Here is a 26,950-nt window from a genome sequence, read left to right on the forward strand (position 1 = left end):
GCGTGACTCCCGTGCGGGTGCCGGTGGCGGCGGCTCCGGCCGCACCGGCGCCGCCCTTCGCGTGGCGCTGGGTGACGCCCGCCCTGGTCGCCCTCGCCGTCGCGCTGCTCGCGACCGCGGGCCGGTACGGCTACCACCGCGACGAGCTCTACTTCCGGATGCTGCCGCCGGCCTGGGGCTACGTGGACCAGCCGCCGCTCACCCCGCTCCTGGCCCGGACCATGGCGGCCCTGCACAACTCCGTCCTGGTGCTCCGGCTGCCGGCGGTGCTGCTGGCCGTCGCCTCGACCGTCGCCGTCACGCTGCTCGCCCGCGAGCTGGGCGGTGCCGCCCGGGCGCAGGGCCTGGCCGCGTGGGGCTTCGGCTTCGGGACCTTCACCCTGACGTTCGGGCACCTGCTGCTCACCAGCTCCGTCGACCTGCTGGTGTGGGAGGTGGTCGTGCTGGTGACCGTCCGCGCGGTCCGGCGCGGCCCCCGCTGGTGGTGGGTCGCCGGCGCCGTCGCGGGTCTCGGCACCACGAACAAGTGGCTCGTCGGCGTGCTGGTCGTCTCCCTGCTCGTCGGCCTGGTCGTGTCCGGGCCCCGGCGGGTGCTCGCGTCCCCCGCCCTGCTCGGCGCCGCCGCTCTCGCCGTCCTGCTCGCCCTGCCCGACGTGGTGTGGCAGCTGCGGCACGGCCTGCCCCAGCTCGCCATGGGCCGGGCCCTCGCCGCGGGCAACGCCACGGCCGTCCGCCTGACCACCGTGCCGTTCCTGGTGATCATGGTCGGGCCGCTGCTCTTCGTCGTCGTCGTGGCCGGGGCGGTCCGGCTCCTCCGTGCGCCGGCCTGGCGCGCGTACCGGTTCCTCCTCGTGGCCCTCGTCGTCGCGGTGGCGCTGACCGTGGTCGGCGGCGCGCAGGTCTACTACCCGTACGGCCTGCTGGCGCCGGTCTTCGCCGCCGGCTGCGTACCCGTCGCGGCATGGGCCGAGCGCGGGGCGGGCGGTGCGCGGCGAGCGGCCCTGGCGGTGCTCGTCGCCCTGCACGTCGTGACGAACGTGGTGATCGACCTCCCAGTCCTGCCCGTCGCGGTCCTGGCCCGGACGCCCGTGCCCGCGCTCAACCAGACGGTGCGCGACACCTTCGGGTGGCCGACGTACGTGGCGCAGGTCGACGCCGTCGTGGACACCGCGCTCGCCGCCGACCCGGGCACGGTGGTGCTCGCGAGCAACTACGGCGAGGCCGGGGCGCTCGTCCGGTTCGGCCGGCACCCCGACGTCCCCGTCGTGAGCGGCCACGCCGCCCTCTGGGACGCGGGCGGCCCACCGGCCGGCACCCGGACCGTCGTGGTGGTCGGCGGACAGCTCCCGCAGGTCGCGACCCTCTTCGCCGGGTGCCGCACGGTGACGCGGCTCGCGAACGGGACCGGGGTCGACAACGAGGAGGAGGGCGAGCCCGTGGCCGTCTGCACCGGGCCGACGGCGTCGTGGGCCGACCTCTGGCCGCGCCTGCGCCACCTCGGCTGACGCAGCAGAGGCGGGGGGGTAGCCCCCGCACGAAGAGGCCGGGCAGCACCGTCGTCCGGCGCCCCCGTACGCGCGACGGTGGAGCCATGACACTCACCACCGCCGTCGAGAACAATGAGCCCGTGGGACTCCTGCCGGACGCCGGGCGCCGCTTCGCGGCGCTGGTCGGCATCTTCGCGCTGCAGCTGACCGCGTTCGTGGTCTGCGTGACCCTGCTCAGCGCCGGGGTGGGGCTCGCGATCCTCGTCGTCGGCCTCGTCCTGCTGGTGGCCGGCCTGGCGGTCGCCGGGTGGGCGGCCCGCATGCAGCGGCTCCTGCTCGCCTCCACCGGCGTGGAGCTGCCGCCGACCTACCGTTCGGCGTCGTCGGGCTCCGGCCTGCGCGGGCTGCTCGGCCGGCTGGCCCGCCCGCAGGCGTGGCGCGACCTGCTGCACGTGCTGATCGCCTTCCCCGTGTCGGTCGTGACCTTCTCCCTGGCCGTCACCTGGGTCGTCGGCGGGCTCGGCGGCGTGACCTACTGGCTGTGGAGCACCTGGCTGCCGGACGACAACACCGGGCTGCCCGCCCTGCTCGGCTACCCCGGGCACTTCGCGGACGTCCTGTTCAACAGCGCGGTCGGCGTCGTCCTGCTGCTCACCGCACCGGCCGTGCTGCGCGGCCTCGTCGGGCTGCACGCCGCCCTCGCGACCGCGCTGCTGGTCGACGAGACCCCCGAGCTGCGCGAGCGGGTCAGCGCGCTGACCGAGAGCCGGACCGCTGCGGGCCAGGCCGAGGCGCACACGCTGCGCCGGCTCGAGCGCGACCTCCACGACGGCCCGCAGCAGCGCCTCGTCCGCCTCGGCATGGACATCGCGGCCGCCGAGCGGCGCCTCGACACCGACCCGGGCGCCGCCCGGGCCCTGCTCGGCGAGGCGCTGCAGCAGTCGCAGGACGCGCTCGCCGAGATCCGCAACCTGTCGCGCGGCATCGCCCCGCCGATCCTCGACGAGCAGGGCCTGTCCGCCGCGGTGACCGCGCTCGTCGCGCGGGGCAGCGTCCCGACCGTGGTCGACGTCGAACCCGTCCGGCTGGCCGTGCCGGTCCGCCACGCCGCCTACTTCGTGGTCGCCGAGGCCCTGACCAACGTGGAGAAGCACAGCGCCGCGACCCGCGCCGCCGTGGACGTGCGCCGGCTGGACGACGGTTCCGGGGTCGCGGTCACCGTGAGCGACGACGGGGTCGGCGGCGCCTCGACGGCCCGCGGCCACGGGCTCGCCGGTCTCGCCGACCGGTTGGCCGGCGTCGACGGCACCCTCGTGATCAGCTCCCCGGCCGGCGGCGGCACCCAGGTCACCGCCGTGCTGCCCGAGCAGCGGGAGGGCTGAGCCGGTGCGCGTGGTGCTCGCCGACGACTCCGTCCTCCTCCGGGAGGGGCTCGCGCGGCTGCTGGCCGAGGCCGGCTGCGACGTGGTGGAGGCCGTCGGCGACGCGCCCGCGCTCGTGGAGGCCGTGCGCCGGCAGCGGCCGGACGCCGCCGTGGTCGACGTGCGGATGCCGCCGGGCATGACCGACGACGGCCTCCGCGCCGCCGTCGAGGCGCGGGCCCTCCAGCCCGGCCTGGCGGTGCTGATGCTGTCGGCGTACGTCGAGCAGTCGTACGCCGACGTCCTGCTCTCCGACGGCCGGGGCGGGGTCGGCTACCTGCTGAAGGACCGGGTGACGTCGCTGGACGTGCTCGTCGACGCGCTGCGCACCATGGTCGCCGGGGGCAGCGTGCTCGACCCGGAGGTGGTGGCCCAGCTGCTCGTGGCCCGCCGCGCGGACCCGCTCGACCGGCTCACCCGCCGGGAGCGCGAGGTGCTCGCGCTGATGGCCGAGGGCCGCAGCAACGCGGCCGTCGCGGCCGCGCTGGTGGTGTCGCCGGGCTCGGTGGAGAAGCACATCTCGAGCATCTTCGCCAAGATCGACCTGCCCGAGCTCGACACCGACAACCGGCGGGTGCTCGCCGTGCTGGCCTGGCTGCGGGCGCGCTGACCCGGCTCGTGACACCGCTCCGCGCCGGGCTTATGTTTCCCCGCAGGGCCAGACGGGCTGGCCGACAAGGAGCGCGGACGACCATGGCGATGGAGAACGACCTCTACAAGCTCAAGGGCATCGGGCCGAAGCACACCGAGATGCTGGAGAGCATCGGCGTGGACTCGATCAAGGAGCTGAGCCACCGCAACCCGGCGTCGCTGACGCAGATGATCCTCGACCGGCACGGGCGCGTCATCGGCGTGTCCGAGAAGCAGGTCAGCGCCTGGATCGACGAGGCCAAGGGCCTGCAGCAGTCCGGGGCCTGAGCCTCGACCTCGGGCCCGCCCCGTCCCGGTGCGCCGGGGCGGGCGGGTTCCCGCAGGCGCCGCTCAGGCGGCCTGGGCCACCCGGGCCAGCACGTCGCCGAGCACCTCGCCCGCCTCGCGGGCCTGCTCAAGGGTGGCGTCGAGGTGCGTGACGGCGCGCACCGTCCGGTTGCCGACCGTCCCGACCCGGACGCCCTGCTCGGCCGCGGCAGCGACGACGTCCGACGCAGGCGTGGAGCCGGTGTCGAGGGCGACGATGTTCGTCTCGACCGCGTCCGGGTCGATCGCCTGCGGCGCCCGGGCGGCGACGGCCTCAGCGAGCGCGCGGGCGGCTGCGTGGTCCTCGGCCAGCCGCTCGACGTGGTGCTCGAGCGCGTACAGCCCCGCCGCGGCGATCACGCCGGCCTGCCGCCAGCCGCCGCCGAGCCGCTTGCGCTGGATCCGGGCCCGGTCCATCTGCTCGCGGGTCCCGACGAGGACCGAGCCGACCGGGGCGCCGAGGCCCTTGGAGAGGCAGAGGCTGACCGTGTCGAAGAGCCGGCCGTAGGTCTCGAGCGAGACGCCCGTCGCGACCGAGGCGTTCGCGAGGCGGGCGCCATCGAGGTGGAAGGCCAGGTCGAGGTCGCGGCAGAGCTGCGCGACCGCCTCGAGCTGGTCGAAGGGCTGGACGGTGCCGCCGCCGAAGTTGTGGGTGTTCTCCACCGCGACGCAGGCCGTCGAGACGAGGTACGGGCCGGCGTCCGGGGAGACGATCTTGGCGACCTCGGCCGCGTCGAGCCGTCCCGAGACCGAGGGCCAGGTCCGCATCGTGACGCCGGTCAGCGCCCCGTGCGCCCCCATCTCCGCGCGGGCGATGTGCGCCTGGACGTCGCAGAGGACCTCCGTGCCCGGCGTGACGTGGAGCCAGACGCCGAGGACGTTCGTCATCGAGCCCGTCGGGCAGTAGAGCCCGGCCTCGTGGCCCAGCAGCTCCGCCGCGCGCTCCTCGAGCGCGTGGATCGAGGGGTCCTCGTCGTAGACGTCGTCGCCGACGGGTGCGTTCGCCATCGCCTCGCGCATCGCGGGCGTAGGCCGGGTGACGGTGTCGGAGCGCAGGTCGATCACGTCACGACCCTATGCACTGCCCACCGTCGTCCCTCTGCGGTGACCACTTCCGGCGCTTGCGGAAAGTGGTCGCTCCCACCATGCGACATGCCGTCAGCGCACGCCCGGAGCGACCACTTCCCGGTGGGAGCAACCGGCCGAGGCCTGGCTACAGAGAAACCGGCGCGTACGCCTGGACCGGGTTCTGCCGCTTGATGCGGCCCGAGGTCAGGCGCTCGGCGACGAGGAACGCGAGCTCGAGGCTCTGGTTGCGGTTGAGGCGGGGGTCGCAGAGGGTCTCGTAGCGGTTCACGAGGTCGGCCTCGACGATCTCGTCGCTGCCGCCGACGCACTCGGTGACGTCGTCGCCGGTCAGCTCGACGTGCACCCCGCCCGGCCAGGTGCCGAGCTCCTCGTGGACGTCGAAGAAGCCGTTCAGCTCGTCCATGACGTCGGAGAAGGCCCGGGTCTTGAAGCCGTTGCGCGCCTCGAACGTGTTGCCGTGCATCGGGTCGCAGACCCACGCCACCTGGCGCCCGCTCGCGGTCACCTTGGCCACCAGCTCGGGCAGGACGTCGCGGATCTTGCCCGCGCCCATCCGGGTGATGAAGGTGATGCGCCCGTCGACGTGGTCGGGGTCGAGCCGGTCGGCGAGCTCCAGCGCGGTGTCCGCGGTCGTCGTCGGGCCGAGCTTGATGCCGATCGGGTTGTGCACGTGGCGCATGAGCTCGACGTGCGGACCCTCGAGCTGGCGGGTGCGCTCGCCGATCCAGAGGAAGTGGCCCGAGGTGCCGTACGGGTTGCCCGTGCGCGAGTCGACGCGGGTGAGCGCGTGCTCGTACTCGAGCAGCAGCGCCTCGTGGCTGGAGTAGAAGTCGACGACGCGGAACGTGTCGTCGTCGATCCCGCAGGCCACCATGAAGGCCAGCGCGCGGTCGATCTCGTCGGCCAGCTGCTGGTACTGCACCCCGGCGCCGGAGCTGGCGACGAAGTCGGCGTTCCAGCTGTGGACGCTGCGCAGGTGCGCGAACCCGCCCGTGACGAAGGCACGGGTGAGGTTCAGGGTGGCGGCGGAGGCGTTGTAGACGCCGACCAGCCGCTCGGGGTCGGGGATGCGCGCGGCCTCGGTGAAGTCGAAGCCGTTGACCGCGTCGCCGCGGTACGCCGGCAGCGTCACGCCGCCGCGGGTCTCGTTGTCGGAGCTGCGCGGCTTGGCGTACTGCCCGGCCATCCGCCCGACCTTGACGATCGGCACCTGGGCGGCGTACGTCAGCACGACAGCCATGGAGAGCAGGGTGCGGAGCTTGCCCTGGATGTTCTGCGCGGTGACGCCGGCGAAGGTCTCGGCGCAGTCGCCGCCCTGCAGGAAGAACGCCTCCCCCGCGGCGACGCTGGCCATCTTGGCTCGCAGCGCGTCGCACTCCGCCGCGAACACCAGCGGCGGCAGCACCCGCAGCCGGTCGACGACGTCGGCGAGCTGCGCGGGGTCGCGATAGGTCGGCTGCTGCTTCGCGTCGAGGGCGTGCAGCTCCTGCAGGGAGGGCACACCCGCCTCGCTCAGTCGGGCCTGGACCGTCTCGGACACCGGTCAAGGGTACGGGAGGCCGTCGGGACGACCTCCCGCTTTCCAGGCGGCGGGCCATCGTGCTGACGACCATCTGCTGAAAACGGGTCACTCGATGAGCCGGGGTCGTCGTCGCTGAGCGGGGACAACACCTCCGATGCGGATCGAGCGACCCGATCTCAGCAAGACGCTGCGAGACTCACCCGATGGCGGTGCTGACGTTCGTCCTCCTCCACGGCGCCGGCGGCACCGGCGCCTCCTGGGGCCTCGTGCGGCCGCGGCTCGAGGCCGCCGGCCACCGCGTGCTCGCCCCTGACCTCCCGAACCATCCCGGCGCGACCTTCGGCGACCAGGCCGACGCCGTGGTCGCGCTCGCCCGCGACGCCGACCCCCTCGTGCTCGTCGCCCAGTCCATGGGCGCGTACGCCGCCGTCCTCGCCGCCGAGCGGCTCGCCCCCGCGCACCTGGTCCTGCTGAACGCGATGGTCCCGGCGCCCGGCGAGAGCGCCGGCGACTGGTGGGACACGACCGGTCAGCCGGAGGCGCGGCGGGCGGCCGAGCGGACGGCCGGGCGGGACCCGGACGCGCCCTTCGACCCGGAGGCGGTGTTCCTCCACGACGTGCCGCCGGCGGCGCGGAGGTTTCTGGAGGGCGACGGCAGCCCGGCGGACTCGCTGTTCGAGGCGCCGCCGCCGTTCCCGGCCTGGCCCGACGTCCCCACCACGGTGGTCAGCACGAGCGGGGACCGGCTCTTTCCGCTCGCCTTCCAGCAGCGCGTCGCGCGGGAGCGGCTCGGGCTCGACCCGGTCGTCCTCCCCGGCGGGCACCTCGCCGCGCTGAGTCAGCCGGACGCGGTCGCCGACGTGCTGCTGCGGCTCGCCTGAACCGGAACGCCCCCTGAGCTCGTCGAAGGGCCCGGGACGGGTCGGCGGCTGCTGCTCCGGGGGACGAAGGACGCCGACCTCATCGAGGCCCTTCGACAGGCTCAGGGAGCGTCCTGCGCGTACGCCTTCAGCAGGCGGGCAGCGTCACGCTTGGGGGCTGACCTCGTCCAGCTCGGCGGCCTTGCGCTCCTTGGCGGCGAGCTCCTTGGCCACGGGCGCGTACAGGTCGACGTACTCCTGCCCGGAGAGCTCCATGATCGCGTACATGATCTCGTCGGTGATGGAGCGCAGCACGAAGCGGTCGCTCTCCATCCCCTCGTAGCGGGAGAAGTCGAGCGGCTCCCCGAACCGTACGGTCGGGCTCACCACGCGCTTGATGATCTTGCCGGGCGGGGCGATCACGTCGGTCCCGATCACCGCCGTCGGGATCACCGGGACCTTCGCCAGGAGGGCCAGGCGGGCCACCCCGGTGCGCCCCTTGTAGAGGCGGCCGTCGTGGCTGCGCGTCCCCTCCGGGTAGATGCCGAACAGCTCGCCGCGCTGCAGCACCTGCAGCCCGGCGCGGAGCGCGCCCTCGCTCGCCTTGCCCCCGCTGCGGTCGACGGGCACCTGCCCGGTGCCCGCGAAGAAGCGCTTCTGCGCCCAGCCCTTCACCCCGACGCCGGTGAAGTAGTCGGACTTGGCCACGAACGTGACCCGCCGGTTCAGCGCGAGCGGCGTGAAGAGCCAGTCGGCGTACGAGAGGTGGTTGCTGGCCAGGATCGCGCCGCCCTCGGCCGGGACGTGGTCGGCGCCCTCCTCGATGGGCTGGAACAGCTGGCTGACGACGGGGCCCAGGACCACGTGGCGCAGCATCCAGTAGATGCCGCGCCCGGGCCGGCGGCCGTCGGCGCTCGCAACGCGCAGCGTGCCGGTGGCCTCGACCGAGACGACGTCGGTCGCGCCGGCGGCGGGGTCCGCAGCGGAACCGTCACGCCGCCCGGCCCTCATGCCCTGCTGCCCGGCACGGGCGGGGCGACGCGGCCCTGCCCCGGTCGGTCGAGCTCGACGACGTCGAGGCTGCGGCCCTCCCGCAGCGCGGTCTTCACCCCCGTGGCGTACGCGTCGACGTAGCGCTGGCCACTGAGGTCCTGGATCGCCGCCATCACCGAGTCGGTGACGTGACGCAGGACGTCGCGGTCGTTGCCGGCGCCGGCGTACGCGGAGAAGTCCAGGGGCTCGCCGAACGTGACGACCGTGCGCCGCCACCCGGGCTGCGTGTTCCGCAGGCCCACCGGGATCACGGGTACGCCCGCGCTCAGGGCGAGCCGCGCGACCCCGGTACGGCCGCGGTAGAGCCGGCCGTCGGGCGAGCGGGTGCCCTCAGGGAAGATCCCGACGACCTTGCCCTCCCGCAGGGCGTCGAGCACCACGTCCATGCTCGAGGCGCTGGCCCGCCCACCGGCCCGGTCCATGGGGAGGATCCCCACGGCGGTCACGAACCGCGCGACGACCCAGGAGACCGGCCCCCGCGCCACGAACAGCTCCGCCTTGGCGGGGAAGGTCATCTGCCGCGGGAGCATCGCGGGCACGACGAGCGTGTCCCAGCCCGACAGGTGGTTGCCGGCCACGAGCGCGCCGCCGGTGGTGGGCACCCGCTCCCCGCCGATGACCCGCGGGCGCAGCAGGACGCGGATGAGCGGCTTGAACAGGCCGCGCTTGAACAGCCTGAAGTAGTTCATCCGACCTCCTCGTCGCCGCGCCACCACCGGGTTCCGGCACGGTCCCTGAACCCTAGAGCGCACGGGCTCGGACTGGTGCAAGCATGCCCGCGTGGACCTCGCCGAACGTCTTGCCCGCGCCCCGAGGGCCGCCGTGGTCGACCCGCAGGCGCAGCCGTACGCGGGTGGCCCGGACGACGGCGCGCCCGTCCTGGTGCTGCACGGCTTCACGGGGTCGCCGTACGCGATGCGGCCCTGGGGCGAGCACCTGGCGGCGCGCGGGTTCCGCGTCGTGCTGCCCCGCCTCCCCGGGCACGGCACGAGCTGGCGCGAGCTCAACGTCACCGGCTGGCAGGACTGGTACGCCTGCGTGGAGCGCGCGCTCCTCACGCTGACCGACGCGACGGGTCGCCCGGCGGGGGTGGCGGGCCTGTCGATGGGCGGCGCCCTCGCGCTGCGGCTCGCGCAGCAGCACCCGGACCGCGTCACGGGCCTGGCGCTGGTCAACCCGGTCATCAACATCACCGACCCGCGGATCCGGTTCCTGCGCTGGATCCGGCTGCTGACGCCGTCGCTGCCGGGCATCGCGGGCGACATCGCCAAGCCCGACGCTCCCGAGGGCGGCTACGACCGCAACCCCCTGCACGCGCTCTACTCGCAGAGCCGGCTGTGGGCCGCGGTGCGCCACGACCTGCCCCTCGTCACCGCGCCGCTGCTCGTCTACCGCTCGACGCAGGACCACGTCGCGGACGCGTCGTCGGTGGAGCTGATCCGGGCGCGCACGGCCTCAGTCGACCGGAGCTTCGAGGTCCTCCACCGCAGCTACCATGTAGCCACGCTCGACTTCGACGCGGAGACGATCTTCGACGGCAGCGTCGAGCTCTTCGCCCGCGTCGCCGCTCGAGCACCTGGGTGGACGTGAGCACGAACCTCCGGAGGGGTCGGGGAGATGGCGGAGCCGGACGACGACCGTGAGGCGGTCGACCGCGCCTTCGCCGAGCTGGTCGCCGGCTACCACCTGACCGCCGAACGCCCCGAGCCGCACGCCGCCGAGCTCACCACGGCCGAGGAGTCGCGCTCCGAGCGCAGCGATCCCCCGCCGTCCCCGGTCCCCCCGACGCCGCCCCTCGTCCTGCCGTTCGCCGACGCCACCCCGGTCGTACCGACCCCGCTGGTGTGGCGCGCCGCGCCCGACGTCCCGACCACGCCGCCCGCGGACGAGCGCTACGTCCCCGACCCGCTGCCCCCGCTGTCACGTCCGGGCGCGCCGGCCCTCGTCGGCTGGACCGGCGTGCTGTTCGCCGCGGTGCTCGTGCTCGCGGCCGGCTTCGGCCTGCACCTGCCGGCCTGGCTGGGCTGGCTCGCCGTGACGTCGTTCATCGTCGGCTGCGTCGTGCTGCTCACCCAGCTCCCCCGCCACCGCCCGCCCGACGCCGGGGACGGCGCGGTCCTCTGAGCTGAGGTTCCGAGCGGGAACGCTCCCTGAGCCTGTCGAAGGGCCTCGAAGAGGTCGGCCCGCCACGCGCTCCCCGCACGGTGGCTGCTTCGGCTCACCCCGCGAACCTCAGGTTTTCACGTTCACGTGAAACTCCGCCGGTGCACCCGGGAACCTCGCGCTTCCCGCAGCAGATCTGCTGGGTGAAGCACCGGAGTTTCACGTTCACGTGAAACCTGCGCCGCCGGAGCGTGGGTACGCGCTGCGGGATCAGGCGCTGAGCTCGCGGCGGCGGGCGCGGGTCTCGCCGAGCTGGCCGACGCCGCGCTTGCGGCGCTTGCGCCGGCGGGGCCAGAAGCCGAAGAGCGCCGAGTCCGGCGGCTCGCGCAGGGCGAGCCGGGCGAGGTCGGCGGCGCCGACGAGGCCGGCGTCGTTGCGGAACCCGGCCAGCTCGAGCCGCGCGTACGCCCGGAAGCCGCGGCCCGTGAGGGTCGACTCGAACGCCTGCCGCGCGGGGCCGAGGAGGAGCTCGCCGGCCGCGCTGACCCCGCCGCCGATGACGACGACCTCGGGGTCGAGACCGGCCACGACGTCGGCGATGCCGAGGCCCATCCAGGTGCCGACGTCGGCGAGCAGCTCGACCGCCTGCGGGTCGCCGGCCATCGCGGCGGCGGTGACGTGCGGGCCGGTGAGCGCGTCGGGGCCCACGCCGAGCGCCGCGGCGAGGGCGTCCGCCTGCGGGCCGCCGGCACGGAGCCGGGCGCGGGCCTCGCGGACGAGGGCGTTGCCCGAGGCGTACTGCTCCCAGCAGCCGCGGTTGCCGCACTCGCACTGGTGCCCGCCGGGCACCTTGACCATGTGGCCCCACTCGCCGGCCATGCCGTACGTCCCGCGGAACAGCTCGCCGTTGATGACGAGCCCGCCGCCGATGCCGGTGCCGAGGGTGAGGCAGACCATCACGGACGTGCCGGCGCCGGCGCCGAAGCGGTACTCGGCCCAGGCGGCCGCGTTCGCGTCGTTGTCGACGATGAGCGGCAGGTCGATGCGGCCGGCCAGGGCGGCGCGCAGGGGCTCGTCGCGCCAGGCGAGGTGCGGGCTGAACCGCACGATCGACTGCGTGTTGTCGACCCAGCCGGCGGCGCCGATGCCGACCGCCTCGACCGGGTGGCGCGCGCGCAGCCGGTTCACGGCGTCGACGATCGCGTCCTCGACGGCCTTGGGGTCGTGCGACGGCGTCGGGACCTGGGAACGTTCGAGCACACGCCCGGACTCGTCGACGACGCCGGCGGCGACCTTGGTGCCGCCGATGTCGACCCCGACGCTGAGCCGTTCGACGACGGGACGGGGACGGGCCGCGCGAGCCGGCCGCGGTGGGCGGGCCGGCGCCGGCCGGACGGTGCTCAGGCTTCGACCCGACGCTTGAGGCCGCGCAGGGCGCCGTCGACGATCGTCTTCTCCGCCTTGCGGCGCAGCATGCCGATCATCGGCAGGGAGGTGTCGACCGCGAGGGTGTAGGTGACCGTGGTGCCCGCACCCCGCGGCGTCAGCGCGTAGGAGCCGTTCATCGCCGTGAGGAGCTTGCCGCGCACCAGGTGCCAGGACACGCTGTCGGGCTGCCAGTCGTAAGCGAGGACGTAGGTGTCGGAGAAGAGCGGGTGCGCGAGGACCATCTCGACCTGGTCGGGACGTCCGTCGGTACGCGTGAGCACGGTCGCGCTCCGCATCGAGTCGACCCACGCGGGGTACGCCTCGAGGTCGGCGATGACCGCCATCACCTGCTCGGGCCCGGCGTCGATGTCGACGCTGGAGCTCGTCTGGCCTGGCACGGGCTTCAGGGTACGGGATCGGACCCGAGGCGCAGCGCGTCGCGGAGCGTCCGCCGGGCCTGGGCCTGGCCGAACCGTTCCTCGACCAGGCGCGTGCCGTGCTCCCCCATGGCTCGCGCCCGCACCGGGTCGCCGAGCAGGGCCAGGAGCGCGGCGCTCCAGGCGCCGACGTCGCGGCTGTCGAGGACGTGCCCGCTCAGCCCGTCGAGCACGGTCTCCGGTGCGCCGCCGGAGCGACCGACCAGCACCGGCAGGCCGCAGGCCGCCGCCTCGAGCGCCGCGAGCCCGAGGCCCTCGGGGTTCAGACCGGCCAGCCGTGTCCGGACCGGGAGCGCGAACACGTCGGCGGCCCGCAGGCGCTCGGAGACCTCCGCGGCCGGGAGCGCGCCGGCGAAGGTGACGGTCCCGGCGACGCCCGGTGCGTCCGCGAGCCCGCGCAGCCGTCGTTCGTCGGGGCCCGCACCCACGAGCACGAGCCGGGGCCGGCGTGCGGGCGGGAGGCCGTCCACCACCGCGGGCCAGGCCCGCAGCAGGACGTCGAAGCCCTTCTGCGCCACGAAGCGGCCGACGGCGACGACGGTGGGCGGGCGGTCCGGGCGGTCGTTGGGCCGAGCCGGCGGCCGGAAGGTCGCGGCGACGGGTGGGGGCAGCCGGAGCAGACGGGCACGGGCCGCGGGCGAGAGCGCAGGCGCGATCCGGCGGGCCGTGTAGCCCGAGATCGTCGTCAGGTGGTCGCACGCGTCGCCGACCCGGCGCAGGGCGGCACGGGCGCCGGGCAGCGTGGCCCACCAGACCTCGTGGCCGTGGGTCAGCGCGACGACGACCTCCGCACCGGCGCGGCGCAGGCCCGGGGCGAGGAGCCCGAGCGGCATGGCGGCGCCGACCACGACGCGGGAGGCGCCGGACGCGCGCAGCAGGTCCGCCGCACGCCGGGCCACGTCGGGCGTGGGCAGCAGCAGGCCGCGGTGGCGGACCACCCGGTAGGGGCGCCCGGCGTCGCTCGCCGAGGCACCGGGCGGCCCGGACGCGAGCACCACGACGTCGTCGTCGAGCAGGCGGCAGACCTCGGCCACGAACGACTCGATGCCGCCGATGCGCGGCGGGAAGTCGTTCGTCACCACGAGCGTGGTGGGCACGCTCAGCCCTGCCCGTCGCGCAGGGCGCGGCGCACGGCGTCGTCGGCCCAGCGCGCCACCGTCCCTCCGCGCACTCCCAGCGTGGAGCGGGCGGCACGGTCGAGCGAGGAGCCGGCGTCGAGCGCGGCGTAGAAGCGACCGAGGGCCGCCTCCCCGCGGTGGTCGGCGACCGCGCGGCAGGCGAGCCATGCCCGGGCGTACGCCGCCGTGACGTCGTGCGCGCCGGCGGCGAAGGCGGCGTCGGGGGGCAGCGCGGGTCCACCGGGCGCGGCGCGCAGCGCGGCCACCTCGGCGGCGCGCTGGTCCGGGTGGGCCTGGAGGGCCACGTGCTCGGCCAGGCCCTCGACGACCCACAGCGGCGCGGGCGAGCGGCCCGAGCGGGTCGCGACGTGCACCGTCTCGTGGGTGAGCAGGGTGCCGAGCTCGTCGGCCGGGTCGTCCGCCGTCGACGGGTTCACGACGACGCGCACCGCGGCCTCGGTCGTCGGACCCTCGGGGCGGGTGACCGCGGCCGTACGCGCGTACGCCGCGGGGTCGGCCCCCAGCACGCGCGCGAAGTCGGCGGTGCTCGCGGGCACCTCCACCACGGCACGGCCGTCCCAGCGCCGTGCGAGCGGAGCGGGCAGGTCGGCGCGGACGGCGGCCGCGGCGCGGGCGGCGAGGCCGGCCCAGCGGTCGGCGTCCTGACCGGCGCCGACGAGCACGGTCACCGGACCGCGGTCGACCCGCACGGTCGGCCCGAGCCACCACAGCGGCTGCGGGGACGAGTCGAGGTCGGGACCGTCGCCGGTCCCGGCGAGCCGGGGGCCGTCAGCGCCCGGCACGAGGGTCAGCCAGACGGTCGCGGAGGCGTCGGCGCTCTCCCCCGGCAGGCGCCAGGTCAGCTGCGCCTGCACGACGCCGGCCCCGCTCCCGAGCGCGGCCTGCCGGGCGGCGGGCAGCTGGAGCCGGGCGCCGGTGAGCCGTGCGTGGAGGCGGGCCAGGCGCAGGGTGCGCAGGTTGTCGAAGAGGACGCGGGCGTGGTCGGCCGCCGCGGCGTCGGCCGGCGCGACGCGGGCGTCCCAGGCGGCCCGGTCACCGGCCGCGCCGGCGGCGAGGAGCTGGTCGACCGCGTGCTGCTGCGGCTGGGCCACCGTCGCGGGGACGGGCTCTCCGGTCGACGGGGTCGGGTCAGCGGCGGACGGCGCGGCCGAGGAGATCGTGATCGACGGCGCCGCCGGTCCGGCCGGCACGGGAACGGGTCCCGAGCAGGCCGCGAGCGGCAGGAGGAGGAGCCCGACCAGCGACCGGGCGCGGGCGGGGCTCAGGTGAGCGGGAGGCTCAGGCGGGGCGGCGTGCGCCCGCGAACGGCATCGTCGACAGCTTGGCGTAGCGCACGCTCGCGCCGGGGTGCGGCGCGTGGATGATCGTGCCGTCGCCGACGTAGAGCGCGACGTGGCTCAGGCCGCCGTAGAAGAAGACGAGGTCGCCGGGCTGCAGGTCGGACTTGGAGACCGCGCGCCCGTTGCGGAACTGCGCCTGCGAGGTGCGGTTGAGGCTGACGCCTGCGGCCTTCCAGGCGCCGAGCGTGAGGCCCGAGCAGTCGAAGGAGTTCGGGCCGGTGGCGCCGAAGACGTACGGCTTGCCGAGCTGCTTCTTGGCCCAGGCGAGGGCGGTGAGGCCCTTGCTGCTGCCGGTGGCGCTGTCGGCGGCCGGGTCGGGCGTGGTGCCGAGCGCGCTCTCCGCGACGGTCTGCGCGTCCTGGCTCTCCTTGTTGGCCTGGTCGGCCAGCGCCTTCTGCTGCTCGGCGTTCAGCTTGTCGAGCACGCCCTTGGCGTCCGCGAGCTTCTTGTCCGACCGCTCCTTGAGGGAGGCGAGGTCGGACTCCTTCTTCTCGAGGGCGGCGAGCTCGGTCTGGCGGGACTTCTGCAGGTCGGCGAGGCTGGCGCGCTGCTGCTGGTAGTCCTGCAGCACCGTGTTCTGGTTGGCGCCGACCTTCTCGATCGTCGACACCTGGGACAGGAAGCCCTCGGTGTCGGAGTTGAGGAAGAGCTGGGCCGCGGTGTCGACGTTGCGGTCCTGGAACTGCGCCAGCGCGGCCTGGCCGACCTGCTTGCGCAGGGCGTCGACCTTCTGGGCCTGCAGCTGGGCGTCCGACTGCTTCTGGGCGATGTCGGCCTTGGAGGCGCTCACCTGCTGCTGGATCGCGAGGTAGTCCTGGTCCAGCGCCTCGGCGTCGACCTGCAGCTGCTCGATCTGCGCCTTCGCCTCGGCGACGGTCACGGCGGGGTCGGCGGAGGCGGTGGTCGACGCGCCGATGAACAGCGTGCTGCCGAGCGCCAGGCTCGTGAGGCCGAGCGCCGCCGCACGGGCGACGCCTCTGGTCTCGCGGAGGCGTGAGAACACGCTGACTGACCCCTTACGTTGTGTGCGCCCGTGACCACCGACGCTCACGTCGACGGTCCGGACCAGCCCTTGACTTCCAGGACTCGTCCTGGACCCCGAGCCTCCAGTGTGCCCCGCGCTGGGCCGGGCTGCTCTGTGGAGCGAGGATTTGCTCTGTCGCCGCCGGCTGATGACACGGTTGTCAACGTCGTCCGACGAGTCGTCAACCGTTCAAGTGCCCTTGGCTCGCCTCAGGCTAGGTCACGATTTGGTCACTGGCAAACGGCCCTCATCCTTCTGCACCTGTCACGTACGACGAAGTAATCGGCCGTCCGGCCCCGGACGTTTCGTCGCCCTCGTCGAGGTCGTCCCACCCGCCCCACACGGGCGCCGGCGTGCTGCGGACCGGCCTGGCCCGGGGCACGAGCCGCAGCGGGGGCACCAGGCCGGAGCCGGCGAGCGCCGACAGGGCCTGCTGCTCGTCGGAGTCGAGGTCGACGCGCGGCCCCGGCATCCCCAGCAGCACGCTCACGACGCAGTCGCCGCAGGCCGGTCCCCGCGCCGAGCAGCTGTCGCAGTCCACGTGCAGGGTGCTCCGCTCGCTCATGGCGGTCCTCTCGTCGGGGCCGGCCTCGCCGGCGGTGCTTCTGGTTGGTCGCGGGTCGGTGGCGTCCCCTCTCGCCACCGACCCGCGCAGGCACCACTGTGGGGACGCCCTCTGACAGTTCCTGGGCGGCGAGGGCCGGACGGTCCTGGCCGAGGGATGGCCGCCGCCCGGCACGGGGCTCACCACGACCCTCTTCCGACCGCTTCGCAGTGTGGAAGGTCACAGCCCGGTCACGTCGCGAGGACGACACTGCCGGGGTGAGCACCGCCGACGCACCCGCCCCGACCGCGACGTACTCCCACGGCCACCACCGCTCGGTCCTCGCCTCGCACGGCCGGCGCACGGCCGAGAGCTCGGCCGCGTACCTCCTGCCCCACCTGCGCCCCGACGACGTCCTGCTGGACGTCGGGTGCGGCCCGGGCAGCATCACCGCCGACCTGGCCGTCCGGGTCGCGCGGGTCGTCGGGATGGACAGCGCCGACGCGGCGGTCGAGGCGGCCCGGGCGCTGGTCGCGCAGCGCGGCCTGACGAACGTCGACCTCGCGGTCGGCGACGTCTACGCGATCGACGCGCCCGACGACACGTACGACGTCGTGCACGCCCACCAGGTGCTCCAGCACCTGGCCGACCCGGTGGCCGCGCTGCGCGAGATGCGCCGCGTGTGCCGGCCCGGCGGCCTGGTCGCCGTGCGCGACGCCGACTACGCGACCATGACCTGGTTCCCGCAGACGGAGGCGCTGCAGCGCTGGCTCGACCTCTACGAGTCCCTGGCGCGGGCGAACGGCGGCGAGCCCGACGCCGGGCGGCGGCTCAAGGCGTGGGCGCTGGAGGCGGGCTTCGCGGAGGTGACGGCGACGGGCTCGGTCTGGTGCTTCGCCAACGACGAGGACGTCGCCTGGTGGACCGGGACCTGGGCGGAGCGGCTGACCGAGTCCAGCTTCGCGACCTCGGCGCTGCAGCACGGCCTCGCCGACCGCGCCGAGCTCGAGGGTCTCGCCGACGGCTGGCGCACCTTCGGCGCAGACCCCCGGGCGTGGTTCCTGGTCCCGCACGGCGAGGTCCTCGCGACCGCCTGAGGGACCGGACCCGGACGAGGGCGATTCCTCCACGAACCGCTGACTCCCGACACCGTCCTAGCCAGATCCGCTGCCGGGAGTCAGCGGTTCGTGGGGGTCCGGGGTGCGCGCGAAGGGCGCGCTCCCAACACGCCGAAGCGAACACGTGTGCGACGGAACTGTCACCACCACGCCGTACGGTCTCGCGCCATGACGACGGCTCCGGCGCAGGCCAGCTTCGACGACCTGGGCACGCTGCTGGCCGACCTCACCTACGTCGTGGTCGACCTCGAGACCACGGGCGGCGCCGAGACGGACCGGATCACCGAGATCGGCGCGGTCAAGGTGCGCGGGGGCGAGGTGCTCGGCGAGTTCCAGACGCTCGTCAACCCGCGCACCGACGTGCCCCCGCTGATCGCCGTCCTCACCGGCATCACCAACGCCATGGTCGCCGCGGCGCCCCCGCTGCGCGAGGTCCTGCCCGCCTTCCTCGCCTTCGCGCAGGGCTGCGTGGTCGTCGCGCACAACGCGCCCTTCGACACCGGCTTCCTGCGCCGGGCCTGCGAGGGCCTCGGGTACGCCTACCCGCGCTGGCCGGTCCTCGACACGGCGACCCTGGCCCGGGTCATCCTGCTGCGCGACGAGGTGCCCAACTGCAAGCTCGGCACGCTCGCGCGCCACTTCCGCACGGCCGTCACGCCCAACCACCGCGCGCTGACCGACGCCCAGGCGACCGTCGACGTCCTGCACGGGCTGATGGAGCGCGTCGGCAACCTCGGGGTGCACACGCTGGAGGACCTGCAGGAGTTCAGCCGGCAGGTGTCGCCGCAGCGCCGGGCGCGCCGCACGTGGGCCAAGGACGTGCCCGAGACGGCCGGCGTCTACCTGTTCGTCGCCGAGCACGAGGCCGGGACGGGCACGCCCGGCGGGGAGGCGCAGCGCCACGTCCTCTACGTCGGCAAGTCCAAGAACCTGCGGGCCCGGGTGCGCACGTACTTCACCGCCGCCGAGAAGCGCCGGCGGATGGACGAGATGGTCCGCCTCGCCACGGGCGTCGAGACGATCCCGTGCCTCACCCAGCTGCAGGCCGACGTGCTCGAGCTGCGCCTCATCGCCGCGCACGCGCCCCGCTACAACCGCCGCTCCAAGTTCCCCGAGCGGGTCAGCTGGGTCAAGATCACCGACGAGGCGTTCCCGCGGCTGTCGATCGTCGCCGGCGTCCGTGACGACGGGGCGACGTACTTCGGTCCGTTCGGGCGCCGCCAGGCCGCCGAGGACGTCGTGCTCGCCGTCTACGACGGCTTCCCGCTGCGCCAGTGCACCGCGCGGCTGAGCCCCACCAAGCCGTCCGCGGCGTGCGCCCTCGCCGGGATGCGGCGCTGCTGCGCGCCCTGCGACGGTTCCGTGGACCGCGAGACGTACGCCGACCTGGTCGAGCAGGTGCGTGGCGCCCTGTGCTCCGACCCCCGCCCGGCCGTCCGGGCGGTCTCGGCCCGCCTGACCCGCCTGGTCGGCGAGCGCCGCTTCGAGGAGGCCGAGACCATCCGGCGCCGCCTCGAGACCCTCGCCCGCACCGCGCGGCGGTTCCACCGGGTGTCCAGCCTGGCGGCCTGCCCGGAGATCGTCGCCGCGCGGCGGGAGGGCGACGGCTGGGACATCCACGTGATCCGGCACGGGCGGCTGGCCAGCACCGGCGTCGCGTCGCGCCACGACGTCCCGCAGGCCGTGGCCAGGAGCACGGTGGCGACCGCCGAGACGGTGCGGCCGGCGCCCGGCCCGCTGCCCGCCGCGAGCATCGAGGAGACCGAGCAGATCGCTGACTGGCTGGAGCAGCCGGGCGTGCGGATCATGCAGATCGAGGGCGACTGGGCCTGGCCGCTGAACGCCGTGCTCGACCACGAGACGTTCGTCCACCACGCGCTCGGCGGCGACGCGGGTCCTGGCGCCCACCTGGACGCGGGCTCCGACCCGAGCCCCGACGCGCCGCCGGCGTACGCCTCTCTCGGCGCCTGACGCCATGCCGTGCGCGTCCAGGGCACCGGGAACGACCGCCGCCACCCGAGGAGGACCGGCCACGACGGACCGGTGCGCCTCTAGGATGACGCCGTGGTGACCGCGATCGTCTTCATCAACGCCGAGGTGGCGCGGATCCCCGAGGTGGCCGAGGCCGTGGCCGCGCTGCCCGGGGTCTCGGAGGTCTACTCCGTCACCGGAGCGCTCGACCTCGTCGCGATGGTGCGCGTCGCCGACCACGAGCAGGTGGCCGAGGTCGTGGCCGACCGCCTCAACAAGGTGCCCGGGATCCTGCGCACGGAGACCCACATCGCGTTCCGCGCCTACTCGGCGCACGACCTCGAGGCGGCCTTCTCCCTTGGCGCCGACTGAACGTCCCCCGGCTCCGGACCACGCGCCGCAGCAGGCCGATGTTGTCGCGCCCGGCCAGGAACCGCTGACAGCCGACCTCGACACCCGCACGCCCCGGGTCTCGACGCGCGCCCTGGTCTACGCCGTCGGCGTCCTGGCGCTGCTCGTCGTGGTCGCGGGGGTGGTCGCTTTCGTGATGCTCCACCAGCCGAGGCTGACCCCGCTGCCGCTGCCGTCGGTCAGCTCCATCGCCTGAGCCCCTGTCCTCGCTGCGCTGGACGCGTCCCGTGCTCTGATCCGACGCTCTCGTCGTCCCACCATCAGCGCCCGGCGGACACCGCTCCTACCCGACGAAGGTCGGCACCACCACGGCGACGAGGCAGACGCCGACGACGGCCAGCAGCCCGAACACCTGGATGGCCGCGCGGTTGGTGCGCGGGGCGTACGCGAGCACCCAGCCGGCGAGCGCCCCCACCACGATGCCGCCGATCATCGTCAGCCAGCCGAAGCTGTTGAAGCCGATGAGCAGGCTGTAGAGCACGAGGATGACGAACAGCGCGACGTCGCCGCGCACGTCCTCCCCGCTCTTGCGCTTGCCGATGGCGTTCGCGGCCAGGAGGCCGACGACGGCGGAGGCGCCGCCGATCGTGGCCCCGCCCGCGGGGCCGAGCAGGTAGAACAGCGTCGAGCCGCCGAGCGCGCCGGCGAGGTACAGCGCGACGAACCGCGCCGACCCGACCTCCGACTCGATGGCCCGACCGGCCAGGTAGAGCACGAGCAGGTTCATGGCGAGCCCGAGGAGGCTGCCCGAGACGAACCCGCTGGTCACGAGGCGCCACAGCTGGCCGCCGGCCACGGCGGGGTTCCACATGAGCAACGGGCCCTGGACCAGGCCGCGGGTCACGAGGTCGAGGACGTAGACCGCGGCCAGGACGACCATGAGCGTCTTGGTCGCCGCGCCGCCGCTCCCCCGCCCCACGCGGGCGCCGAAGCGGGTGCGCGGCTCGCGCACGGCGCCGCGCCCGAGACCGACGCAGCGCGGGCACTGGAAGCCGACCGAGGCCGGGTTCATGCACTCGCCGCAGATCGGGCGGCCGCACCGCTGGCAGGCGATCCCGGTCTCGCGGTCGGGGTGCTTGTAGCAGGCTCCGAAGCCGGGCGCCGCGAACTCCGGCCCCGAGGGTGACGAGGTCATCGCTGCGCCCGGCCCGACGTCAGGAGGCGGAGCCGTCGGAGACGGTCACCGACTCGATCACGACCGGCTCGACCGGGCGGTCGCCGCGGCCGGTCTGGACGTTGGCGATGGTGTTGACGACCTGACGGCTCGAGGCGTCGGCGACCTCGCCGAAGATGGTGTGGCGACGGTTCAGGTGCGGGGTGTTCGCCACGGTGATGAAGAACTGCGAGCCGTTGGTGCCGGGCCCGGCGTTGGCCATGGCCAGCAGGTAGGGCCGGTTGAACGACAGGTCGGGGTGGAACTCGTCGGCGAAGGTGTAGCCGGGGCCACCGGTGCCGGTGCCGAGGCGGTCGCCGCCCTGGATCATGAAGCCGTCGATGATCCGGTGGAACACCACGCCGTCGTAGAACGGCTCGTGGCTGGTCGCGCCGGTCTGCGGGTCGCGGTACTCCTGCGTGCCGGTGGCGAGGCCGACGAAGTTGGCCACCGTCTTCGGCGCCTGGTCGGCGAAGAGGTTGATGACGATGTCGCCGTGGTTGGTGTGCAGGGTTGCCGTTTGCTGGGCCACGAGCAGGGGCGCCTTTCTGTCTGGGTCCGGGCGTCGCGGACGGACGCCCGACGCGCGGGACGGACCGAGAGGTCCGCGCGGCTGGCCCTCCATCCTGGCAGACCACCCCAACGCAACCCGCCGCTCCGGGCGGCGGACCGGCGGACGATACGGTTGAAGACCTTGGCCGGCGGATGCCGGTCGACGTCGCCCGAGGAGGACAGACGTGAGCAAGACCCCCGACCCCATCGAGGTCGTCCGCGACAAGGTCGTGCCGGCCGCGGAGGAGCTCGTCGCGTCCGTGGCCGAGCGCGTGTCGCCCCTGGCCAAGGAGGCCGTCGACCAGCTGACGCCCGTCGTGCACGCCGCCGCCGAGAGGGCGAGCGCCCTCGCGCACGTGGCCGCCGACAAGGTCGCCCCGCTGACCGAGCAGGCCCGCGACGCGGTGGCCCCCTACGCGCAGCAGGCGGTCGACGCCGTCAGCCCGTACGCCGACAAGGTCGGACCGGCTGCGCAGTCGGCGGCGGACCGCGTCGGCCCCCTCGCCCAGCAGGCCGCGGTGGCCGTCGCCCCGTACGCCGCGCTGGTGAAGGAGCAGGGCCTCAAGACCGGTCACGACCTGGCCGACCGGCTCGAGCCGGCGTACGAGGCGGCCCTCGGCGCGCTGTCCGGCGCCAAGGACAAGGTCTCCGACCGGCTGCCGGACACGAGCGCCGTGCTGCCCGCGGTCGGTGCCGCCGCCACGAGCGTCGCCGCGACCGCCGCACCTCTCGTGAGCGCCGCGTCCGACCGGGGCAAGGCCCTCGTCAAGGGCGTCCGCAAGGAACCCGTCGTCGTCACGCCCCCGAAGAAGCGGGGCCGCTGGCTGCGGACCTTCGCGGTCGTCGCCGCGGCGGCCGGGGCGACCTACGTCGTGGTGCGCAAGCTCACCGGCGACAAGGGCTCGCAGTGGCAGACCGCACGCCCGAGCACGCCCTACGTCCCGCCCACCGCGAGCCAGGACGCCCCGGCGTCGGCGGTGCCGACGGTCGCCGAGGCGGGCAGCGACCAGCAGTCGTCGGAGGCGGGAACCACGTTCGGCAGCACCCAGGGCGGCGCGGCGGAGCCGAGCACGATCTCCTACTACGGCACCGGGGTGGCCGCCGAGCCCGACGCGCAGGCGACGGGCACGGACGAGGACGCCGCCGCGGTGGCCGCGAACGTGACCACGACCGACGAGGTCGCGGACGCCGACGAGGCCACGCCGCCGGTCCCGACCGGCCCCGACGCCGATGCCGATGCCGATGCCTCGAGCAGTTCGAGCGGCTCGAGCAGCTCGAGCAGCACTGACGGCTCCGACGGCTCCGGCACCACGGCCGGCTCCGAGGGTTCCGACAGCGCGTACCAGTCCGTCGAGGGTGGCGGCGCCGACGACGAGCCCACCTCCCCCTACGCCGAGGGCCGGATCGAGACCGAGCTCGAGACCGTCGAGGAGCGCGCCTACGAGGAGCCGGAGGACGCGGTGCTGGCCGAGCAGGACCAGGCCGCGGGCGTGGGGCCCGACGCGCACCCCGAGCGCTACCTCTCCATCCCCGGCGTCTACGTGGGCGTCGAGCCGCCCGAGGGCTTCCACATCAAGGGCAACGAGCGTTCGATGAAGTACCACCTGCCCGACTCGAACAGCTACGGCCGCACGATCGCCGAGGTCTGGTTCCTGGACGAGGAGGCGGCCCAGAAGGCCGGCTTCAGCAAGGCCGAGCACTAGGGCCCAAGCACTGACGCTCAGCACGAGGGCCGTGACCAGGCCCCACCGCACCACCGCCGCCCCGGCACCCATGAGGGTGCCGGGGCGACGTGCGTCCACGGACAACACCGACGGCCGAGGTGACAACACCTCACGTGACACATCGGCGCTGCCGACCAGGCCTTCTCCTCGTGAGGGCCCTGGTGCGCAGGGTCCCTGACGAACGGGGACGACGTGGTGGGCAGCAGCACGAGGCAGCGGGTCCCGGTCACGGGCCAGGACGGGTCGGTGGACCGGGGCGGCGTGAAGGCGGACGAGGTCCGGCCCGGCGACCTCACGCGGACGCTGACCACGGAGGGGCCGGACCCCGCCTGGGTGGACGCGCGGCCGTTCCGGGCGCACCTGCGCCTCCTGATGGCGGCCGGGTCGCTCGACCCGGGCGAGCTGGCGGTGGTGCTGGGGCTGTCGACCGTCGGGGTGCGGCACCTGCTCGAGGGCCGCGCCGGCCGCCCGCCACGCCGGATCAGCCCGTCCACCGCGCGCCGGTTGCTGCTCGTCCGACCGGACGACGTCCGCGGCCTGAGGTGCGCGCTGACCCCGACCGGTGCGGTGTGGGAGGCGCTCCGCCGGTTGCAGGCCGCCGGCTGGTCGACGGCCGAGGTCGCGACGGCGGTGGGGTTCGGGCTGCCCGCGCTGGCCGCGCTGGAGGTCGACGAGCGCTGCAGCCGGCTGCTCGCGGTGCGGCTGCTCGGCCTCGCCCGCAGGCTTCCCGGGGCCGTCGACGACGACCTCGGGCCGATCCGCACGGCGGCGTGACCGGGCCGGCGTCCGTACGATCGCCCGGTGCCGACCCCGGAGCCGCCCGCCGTGTGGCAGGTCGTCGCGCTCGTGCTCCTCGCGGCCCTGCCCGTGCTCCTCGGCACCCGTCCCGTGCTGCGCCGGCTGCCCGAGCCGTCCCTGACGTCCGAGCCGTCCGGGCCGTCCGAGGCGTCCGGGCCGTCCGAGGCGTCCGGGCCGTCCGAGGCGTCCGAGCCCAAGACCGCGTACGCGGACCTGCCGACGCGACGCTTCGTCGTCGGGTGCGCCGTGCTGGCGGCGGGGGCGGCGGCCCTCGTGGCCCTGACGCTGCCCGTGGCGGTCTGGCCCCTGTGGTGGGTGCTCGCCGCGCCGGCCCTGGTGCTCGTCGCCGTCGACGCCCGGACGACCTGGTTGCCCCTGCCCCTCACCCGCTGGGTGCAGGGGGCGGCGACGGGTGCCGGCCTGCTCGCGGGGGCGCTCGGCGGGCTCGACCTGCTGCTGCGCGCCACGGTCGGCGCGGCGGCGGCCGGGCTGCTCTACCTGCTCGTCTGGCGGCTCTCGGGGCGGACGCTCGGCTTCGGCGACGTCCGCCTGGCCCCGGTCCTCGGGGCTGGCGCCGCAGCCGTGGGCTGGTCCAGCCTGCTGGCGGCGCTGCTGCTCGGCAGCCTCGTCGGGGCTGCGGTCGGGGTGCTGCTGGTCGTGCGGCGCCGGCCCGGGGGCTTCGCCTACGCGCCGTCGATGCTGCTCGGCGCCTTCGGGGCGGCCGCGCTGCGTCTCGTCAGCGGGTGAGCGCATCCGCCGTACGAGCGCTGGACGCGACGCCCGGCAGCACGACGAGCAGCGCCTCGGCGTAGGCGTCGCACGCGTCGCCGCGCGGGTCGGTGTGGAACGCCCCGTCCGGCCCTGTCGCGCTAACCACGAACCCGCCCCCGACGCGGTCGAGGGAGAGGAAGGCGTCCCCGAGCAGCCCGCGCAGCTGCTCCTCGCGCGGCATCCAGACCACGACGTCGGACTCGACCGAGTCGAGAGCCCACTCGACCGTGCCGTTGAAGTGGAAGCGGGAGTCGCCGTTCTTGACGATCAGCTCCACGACCATGTCGGCGATGGTGAAGGTCGACTCCGAGATCTCCGGCCGCGGGATGTAGAACTGGTCGCCGTTCGCCGGGGTCCAGTCCAGCAGCGGCGCGAGCCGGGCGGCGAGGTCACGGGAGATCACCCGCCCAGGGTACGGACCGCCGCGCGAGCCGACGGGCCGCTCGCACCGACCGGCCGCAGACCGGCCACCGTCCTGCTCCCGCCGGCTCCGGGACGTGGCCGGTGCTCAGCCGCGGCCGGTGCTCAGGGGCGGGTGCGCCGTGCGGACCGGGTCGCCTCGACCCAGGTCTCCAGGGTGCGGGCGGCCGCGCCCCCGTCGACAGCCTCGCGGGCGACGTCCAGCTTGGCCGCCAGCTGCTCGTGCAGCCCCGACGCCTGCGGCCCCTCGTACGCCGCCAGCGCGGCGGCGGCGTTGAGCAGGACGATGTCGCGCACCGGGCCGGGCCGGCCGGCGAGCAGGTCTCGCACGACCTGCGCGTTGTGCTCGGGACCGGCGCCGACCAGGTCGGCGGGGTCGGCGCGCGGGATGCCGAGCTCCTGCGGGTCGAGGCTCGTCCGGACGACCTCGCCGTCGCGGTGCACCCAGACGGTGGAGTCGGTCGTCGTCGTCAGCTCGTCGAGCCCGTCGCCGCCGTGGACGACCAGGCCCTGGTGCCCCCGCCGGGCGAGGACGCCCGCCATCAGCTCCGCCAGCCGCGCGTCGGCGACGCCGACGGCCTGGGAGCCCGGCTGCGCCGGGTTGGCCAGCGGGCCGAGGAAGTTGAACACGGTGGCGATGCCGAGCTCCTTGCGCACCAGACCGGCGTGGCGCAGGGCCGGGTGGTAGAGCGGCGCGAACAGGAAGGCGATGCCGGCGGCGTCGACGACCTGCTGCTGCTCCTCGGGAGCCACGTCGAGCACGACGCCCAGCGCCTCGAGGACGTCGGCGGCCCCGCACGCGGAGGACGCGGCGCGGTTGCCGTGCTTGACGACCTTCGCGCCGGCCCCGGCGGCGACGACCGCGGCCATCGTGGAGATGTTGACGGTGTTGGCCCGGTCACCACCGGACCCGACCACGTCGACGGCCGCGGAGCCGATCTCGATCGGCGTCGCGAAGTCGAGCATCGTCTCGGCGAGCCCGGCGAGCTCCTCGACCGTCTCGCCCTTGGTCCGCAGCGCCACGACGAAGCCGGCGATCTGCGCCGGGGTGGCGGCACCGCCGAGGATCTCGCGCATCGCCCAGGCGGTCGTCGGCCGGTCGGCGTCGCGCCCGGCCACGAGGCCCGAGAGCACCGACGCCCAGGACCGCGGGCCGTCCTCCTGCACGCGTCGGCCCTCAGGCACGCTCGGCCGACGACGGCTGGGCGTCGCGCAGCAGCTGGGCCACGACCGCGGGCAGCCGGACCGGGTCGACCGGGTGCCCGACCACGCCGTCGGCCCGCGACCAGGTCGCGAGCCAGGCGTCGTCGGGACGGCCGGTGAGCACGAGCACCGGCGGGCAGCGCCGGATCTCGTCCTTGAGCTGGCGGCAGAGCCCCATCCCGCCCGGCACGGCCTCGCCGTCGAGGATCGCGAGGTCGACGCCGCCACGGTCCATAGCGGTGAGCACCGCCGGCTGGGTCGCGACCTCCTCGACCCGTACGGGGGGCAGGTCCCGGGCGACGCGCCGGCCGAGGGCCAGGCGGACGTCCTCGCGGGTGCGCCGGTTGGACGAGTAGAGCAGCACGGTCAGGGCGCCGGGCGCGTCTGGTCCGGGGTGGCTGCTCATCTGGGCTCTCCTGCATCGG

General features: G+C 75.0%; 28 protein-coding genes and 1 pseudogene. 14 read left to right on the plus strand and 15 right to left on the minus strand.

The annotated features are described in order from the left end of the window. Positions 1 to 11: 11 nt before the first annotated feature. From BMY04_RS12195 to BMY04_RS12210, 4 genes are all read left to right on the plus strand, one after another. Positions 12 to 1,505 (plus strand): glycosyltransferase family 39 protein, encoded by a 1,494-nt coding sequence (locus tag BMY04_RS12195; protein WP_091180453.1) that lies wholly within the window; start codon positions 12 to 14, stop codon positions 1,503 to 1,505. 86 nt (positions 1,506 to 1,591) lie between these two features. Further along, positions 1,592 to 2,869, plus strand: coding sequence for a sensor histidine kinase (locus tag BMY04_RS12200; protein WP_170854100.1), 1,278 nt, complete (start codon positions 1,592 to 1,594; stop codon positions 2,867 to 2,869). Positions 2,870 to 2,873: 4 nt separating this feature from the next. Further along, positions 2,874 to 3,518: a response regulator transcription factor gene (locus tag BMY04_RS12205; protein ID WP_091180459.1), complete on the plus strand. Its 645-nt coding sequence runs from the start codon at positions 2,874 to 2,876 to the stop codon at positions 3,516 to 3,518. Positions 3,519 to 3,601: 83 nt separating this feature from the next. Further along, a complete protein-coding gene (locus BMY04_RS12210; protein WP_091074827.1) occupies positions 3,602 to 3,826 on the plus strand; it encodes a DUF4332 domain-containing protein in 225 nt (74 codons plus the stop codon). A 63-nt stretch (positions 3,827 to 3,889) separates the two neighbouring features. Here the strand turns inward: BMY04_RS12210 and BMY04_RS12215 are convergent, their stop codons facing one another. Then, positions 3,890 to 4,930, minus strand: coding sequence for a threonine aldolase family protein (locus BMY04_RS12215; protein ID WP_091180462.1), 1,041 nt, complete (start codon positions 4,928 to 4,930; stop codon positions 3,890 to 3,892). 148 nt (positions 4,931 to 5,078) lie between these two features. After that, complete coding sequence (locus BMY04_RS12220) at positions 5,079 to 6,494, minus strand: class II 3-deoxy-7-phosphoheptulonate synthase (RefSeq protein WP_232506328.1); 1,416 nt, start codon at positions 6,492 to 6,494, stop codon at positions 5,079 to 5,081. Positions 6,495 to 6,679: 185 nt separating this feature from the next. Between BMY04_RS12220 and BMY04_RS12225 the strand changes: the two genes are divergently transcribed. Further along, complete coding sequence (locus BMY04_RS12225) at positions 6,680 to 7,357, plus strand: alpha/beta fold hydrolase (protein WP_091180465.1); 678 nt, start codon at positions 6,680 to 6,682, stop codon at positions 7,355 to 7,357. 144 nt (positions 7,358 to 7,501) lie between these two features. Here BMY04_RS12225 and BMY04_RS12230 read toward each other — a convergent pair whose 3' ends face one another. Beyond that, complete coding sequence (locus BMY04_RS12230; protein WP_198410120.1) at positions 7,502 to 8,212, minus strand: lysophospholipid acyltransferase family protein; 711 nt, start codon at positions 8,210 to 8,212, stop codon at positions 7,502 to 7,504. A 131-nt stretch (positions 8,213 to 8,343) separates the two neighbouring features. Then, positions 8,344 to 9,078, minus strand: coding sequence for a lysophospholipid acyltransferase family protein (locus tag BMY04_RS12235; protein ID WP_091180473.1), 735 nt, complete (start codon positions 9,076 to 9,078; stop codon positions 8,344 to 8,346). A gap of 91 nt (positions 9,079 to 9,169) precedes the next feature. On the opposite strand from BMY04_RS12235, the gene BMY04_RS12240 reads away from it, so the two are divergent. Both BMY04_RS12240 and BMY04_RS12245 read left to right on the plus strand, forming a co-directional pair. Continuing rightward, positions 9,170 to 9,979, plus strand: coding sequence for an alpha/beta hydrolase (locus BMY04_RS12240; protein ID WP_232506330.1), 810 nt, complete (start codon positions 9,170 to 9,172; stop codon positions 9,977 to 9,979). A gap of 27 nt (positions 9,980 to 10,006) precedes the next feature. After that, the gene (locus BMY04_RS12245; RefSeq protein ID WP_091180475.1) at positions 10,007 to 10,513 is read left to right on the plus strand and encodes a hypothetical protein; all 507 of its coding nucleotides are present in this window, start codon (positions 10,007 to 10,009) and stop codon (positions 10,511 to 10,513) included. A gap of 249 nt (positions 10,514 to 10,762) precedes the next feature. On the opposite strand, the gene BMY04_RS12250 is transcribed toward BMY04_RS12245, so the two are convergent. The 6 genes from BMY04_RS12250 to BMY04_RS23075 all read right to left on the minus strand — a co-directional run bounded on the left by BMY04_RS12250 (position 10,763) and on the right by BMY04_RS23075 (position 16,425). Beyond that, on the minus strand, positions 10,763 to 11,800 hold the full coding sequence (locus BMY04_RS12250) for an ROK family glucokinase (protein WP_232506351.1): 1,038 nt from the start codon (positions 11,798 to 11,800) through the stop codon (positions 10,763 to 10,765). A 92-nt stretch (positions 11,801 to 11,892) separates the two neighbouring features. Continuing rightward, positions 11,893 to 12,318: an SRPBCC family protein gene (locus BMY04_RS12255; RefSeq protein ID WP_091180479.1), complete on the minus strand. Its 426-nt coding sequence runs from the start codon at positions 12,316 to 12,318 to the stop codon at positions 11,893 to 11,895. A 5-nt stretch (positions 12,319 to 12,323) separates the two neighbouring features. Next, on the minus strand, positions 12,324 to 13,454 hold the full coding sequence (locus BMY04_RS12260; protein ID WP_232506331.1) for a glycosyltransferase family 4 protein: 1,131 nt from the start codon (positions 13,452 to 13,454) through the stop codon (positions 12,324 to 12,326). A gap of 2 nt (positions 13,455 to 13,456) precedes the next feature. Next, complete coding sequence (locus BMY04_RS23345; RefSeq protein WP_232506332.1) at positions 13,457 to 14,686, minus strand: basic secretory family protein; 1,230 nt, start codon at positions 14,684 to 14,686, stop codon at positions 13,457 to 13,459. Between the two features lie 88 nt (positions 14,687 to 14,774). Continuing rightward, positions 14,775 to 15,839 carry a C40 family peptidase gene (locus BMY04_RS12265; protein WP_091180484.1) on the minus strand — a complete coding sequence of 355 codons (1,065 nt, stop codon included), beginning with the start codon at positions 15,837 to 15,839 and terminating at the stop codon, positions 14,775 to 14,777. 268 nt (positions 15,840 to 16,107) lie between these two features. Further along, positions 16,108 to 16,425, minus strand: coding sequence for a hypothetical protein (locus tag BMY04_RS23075; RefSeq protein WP_198410126.1), 318 nt, complete (start codon positions 16,423 to 16,425; stop codon positions 16,108 to 16,110). Positions 16,426 to 16,682: 257 nt separating this feature from the next. On the opposite strand from BMY04_RS23075, the gene BMY04_RS12275 reads away from it, so the two are divergent. The 4 genes from BMY04_RS12275 (at position 16,683) to BMY04_RS12290 (ending at position 20,100) form a co-directional block, all read left to right on the plus strand. After that, positions 16,683 to 17,501 (plus strand): class I SAM-dependent methyltransferase, encoded by an 819-nt coding sequence (locus tag BMY04_RS12275; RefSeq protein ID WP_091180487.1) that lies wholly within the window; start codon positions 16,683 to 16,685, stop codon positions 17,499 to 17,501. 189 nt (positions 17,502 to 17,690) lie between these two features. Beyond that, positions 17,691 to 19,493, plus strand: a complete 1,803-nt coding sequence (locus BMY04_RS12280; protein ID WP_091180490.1) for a DEDD exonuclease domain-containing protein — start codon at positions 17,691 to 17,693, stop codon at positions 19,491 to 19,493. 93 nt (positions 19,494 to 19,586) lie between these two features. Continuing rightward, a complete protein-coding gene (locus BMY04_RS12285) occupies positions 19,587 to 19,865 on the plus strand; it encodes an Lrp/AsnC family transcriptional regulator (protein ID WP_091180493.1) in 279 nt (92 codons plus the stop codon). Next, a complete protein-coding gene (locus BMY04_RS12290) occupies positions 19,852 to 20,100 on the plus strand; it encodes a hypothetical protein (RefSeq protein WP_091180497.1) in 249 nt (82 codons plus the stop codon). The genes BMY04_RS12285 and BMY04_RS12290 overlap by 14 nt, the downstream gene beginning before the upstream one ends. Before the next feature lie 87 nt (positions 20,101 to 20,187). On the opposite strand, the gene BMY04_RS12295 is transcribed toward BMY04_RS12290, so the two are convergent. Continuing rightward, on the minus strand, positions 20,188 to 21,039 hold the full coding sequence (locus tag BMY04_RS12295) for a rhomboid family intramembrane serine protease (RefSeq protein ID WP_091180500.1): 852 nt from the start codon (positions 21,037 to 21,039) through the stop codon (positions 20,188 to 20,190). A 19-nt stretch (positions 21,040 to 21,058) separates the two neighbouring features. Next, the gene (locus BMY04_RS12300; RefSeq protein ID WP_232506333.1) at positions 21,059 to 21,589 is read right to left on the minus strand and encodes a peptidylprolyl isomerase; all 531 of its coding nucleotides are present in this window, start codon (positions 21,587 to 21,589) and stop codon (positions 21,059 to 21,061) included. Positions 21,590 to 23,153: 1,564 nt separating this feature from the next. Here BMY04_RS12300 and BMY04_RS23745 point away from each other — a divergent pair. The 3 genes and pseudogenes from BMY04_RS23745 to BMY04_RS12315 form a co-directional block, all read left to right on the plus strand. Next, positions 23,154 to 23,312: pseudogene (locus BMY04_RS23745) on the plus strand (sunset domain-containing protein); the annotation flags it as partial. Positions 23,313 to 23,525: 213 nt separating this feature from the next. Beyond that, on the plus strand, positions 23,526 to 24,107 hold the full coding sequence (locus BMY04_RS12310) for a hypothetical protein (RefSeq protein ID WP_091180510.1): 582 nt from the start codon (positions 23,526 to 23,528) through the stop codon (positions 24,105 to 24,107). Between the two features lie 27 nt (positions 24,108 to 24,134). Beyond that, positions 24,135 to 24,878, plus strand: coding sequence for a prepilin peptidase (locus tag BMY04_RS12315; RefSeq protein ID WP_091180513.1), 744 nt, complete (start codon positions 24,135 to 24,137; stop codon positions 24,876 to 24,878). On the opposite strand, the gene BMY04_RS12320 is transcribed toward BMY04_RS12315, so the two are convergent. From BMY04_RS12320 to BMY04_RS23080, 3 genes are all read right to left on the minus strand, one after another. Next, positions 24,868 to 25,305, minus strand: coding sequence for a hypothetical protein (locus BMY04_RS12320; protein WP_091180517.1), 438 nt, complete (start codon positions 25,303 to 25,305; stop codon positions 24,868 to 24,870). The two genes, BMY04_RS12315 and BMY04_RS12320, sit on opposite strands and share 11 nt — an antisense overlap. Positions 25,306 to 25,427: 122 nt before the next feature. After that, the gene (gene trpD / locus BMY04_RS12325) at positions 25,428 to 26,489 is read right to left on the minus strand and encodes an anthranilate phosphoribosyltransferase (RefSeq protein ID WP_232506335.1); all 1,062 of its coding nucleotides are present in this window, start codon (positions 26,487 to 26,489) and stop codon (positions 25,428 to 25,430) included. 10 nt (positions 26,490 to 26,499) lie between these two features. Next, positions 26,500 to 26,931 carry a response regulator transcription factor gene (locus tag BMY04_RS23080; protein ID WP_091180521.1) on the minus strand — a complete coding sequence of 144 codons (432 nt, stop codon included), beginning with the start codon at positions 26,929 to 26,931 and terminating at the stop codon, positions 26,500 to 26,502. Positions 26,932 to 26,950: the final 19 nt, after the last annotated feature.

This window comes from Microlunatus flavus, assembly GCF_900110855.1.
Classification (GTDB): domain Bacteria; phylum Actinomycetota; class Actinomycetes; order Propionibacteriales; family Propionibacteriaceae; genus Microlunatus; species Microlunatus flavus.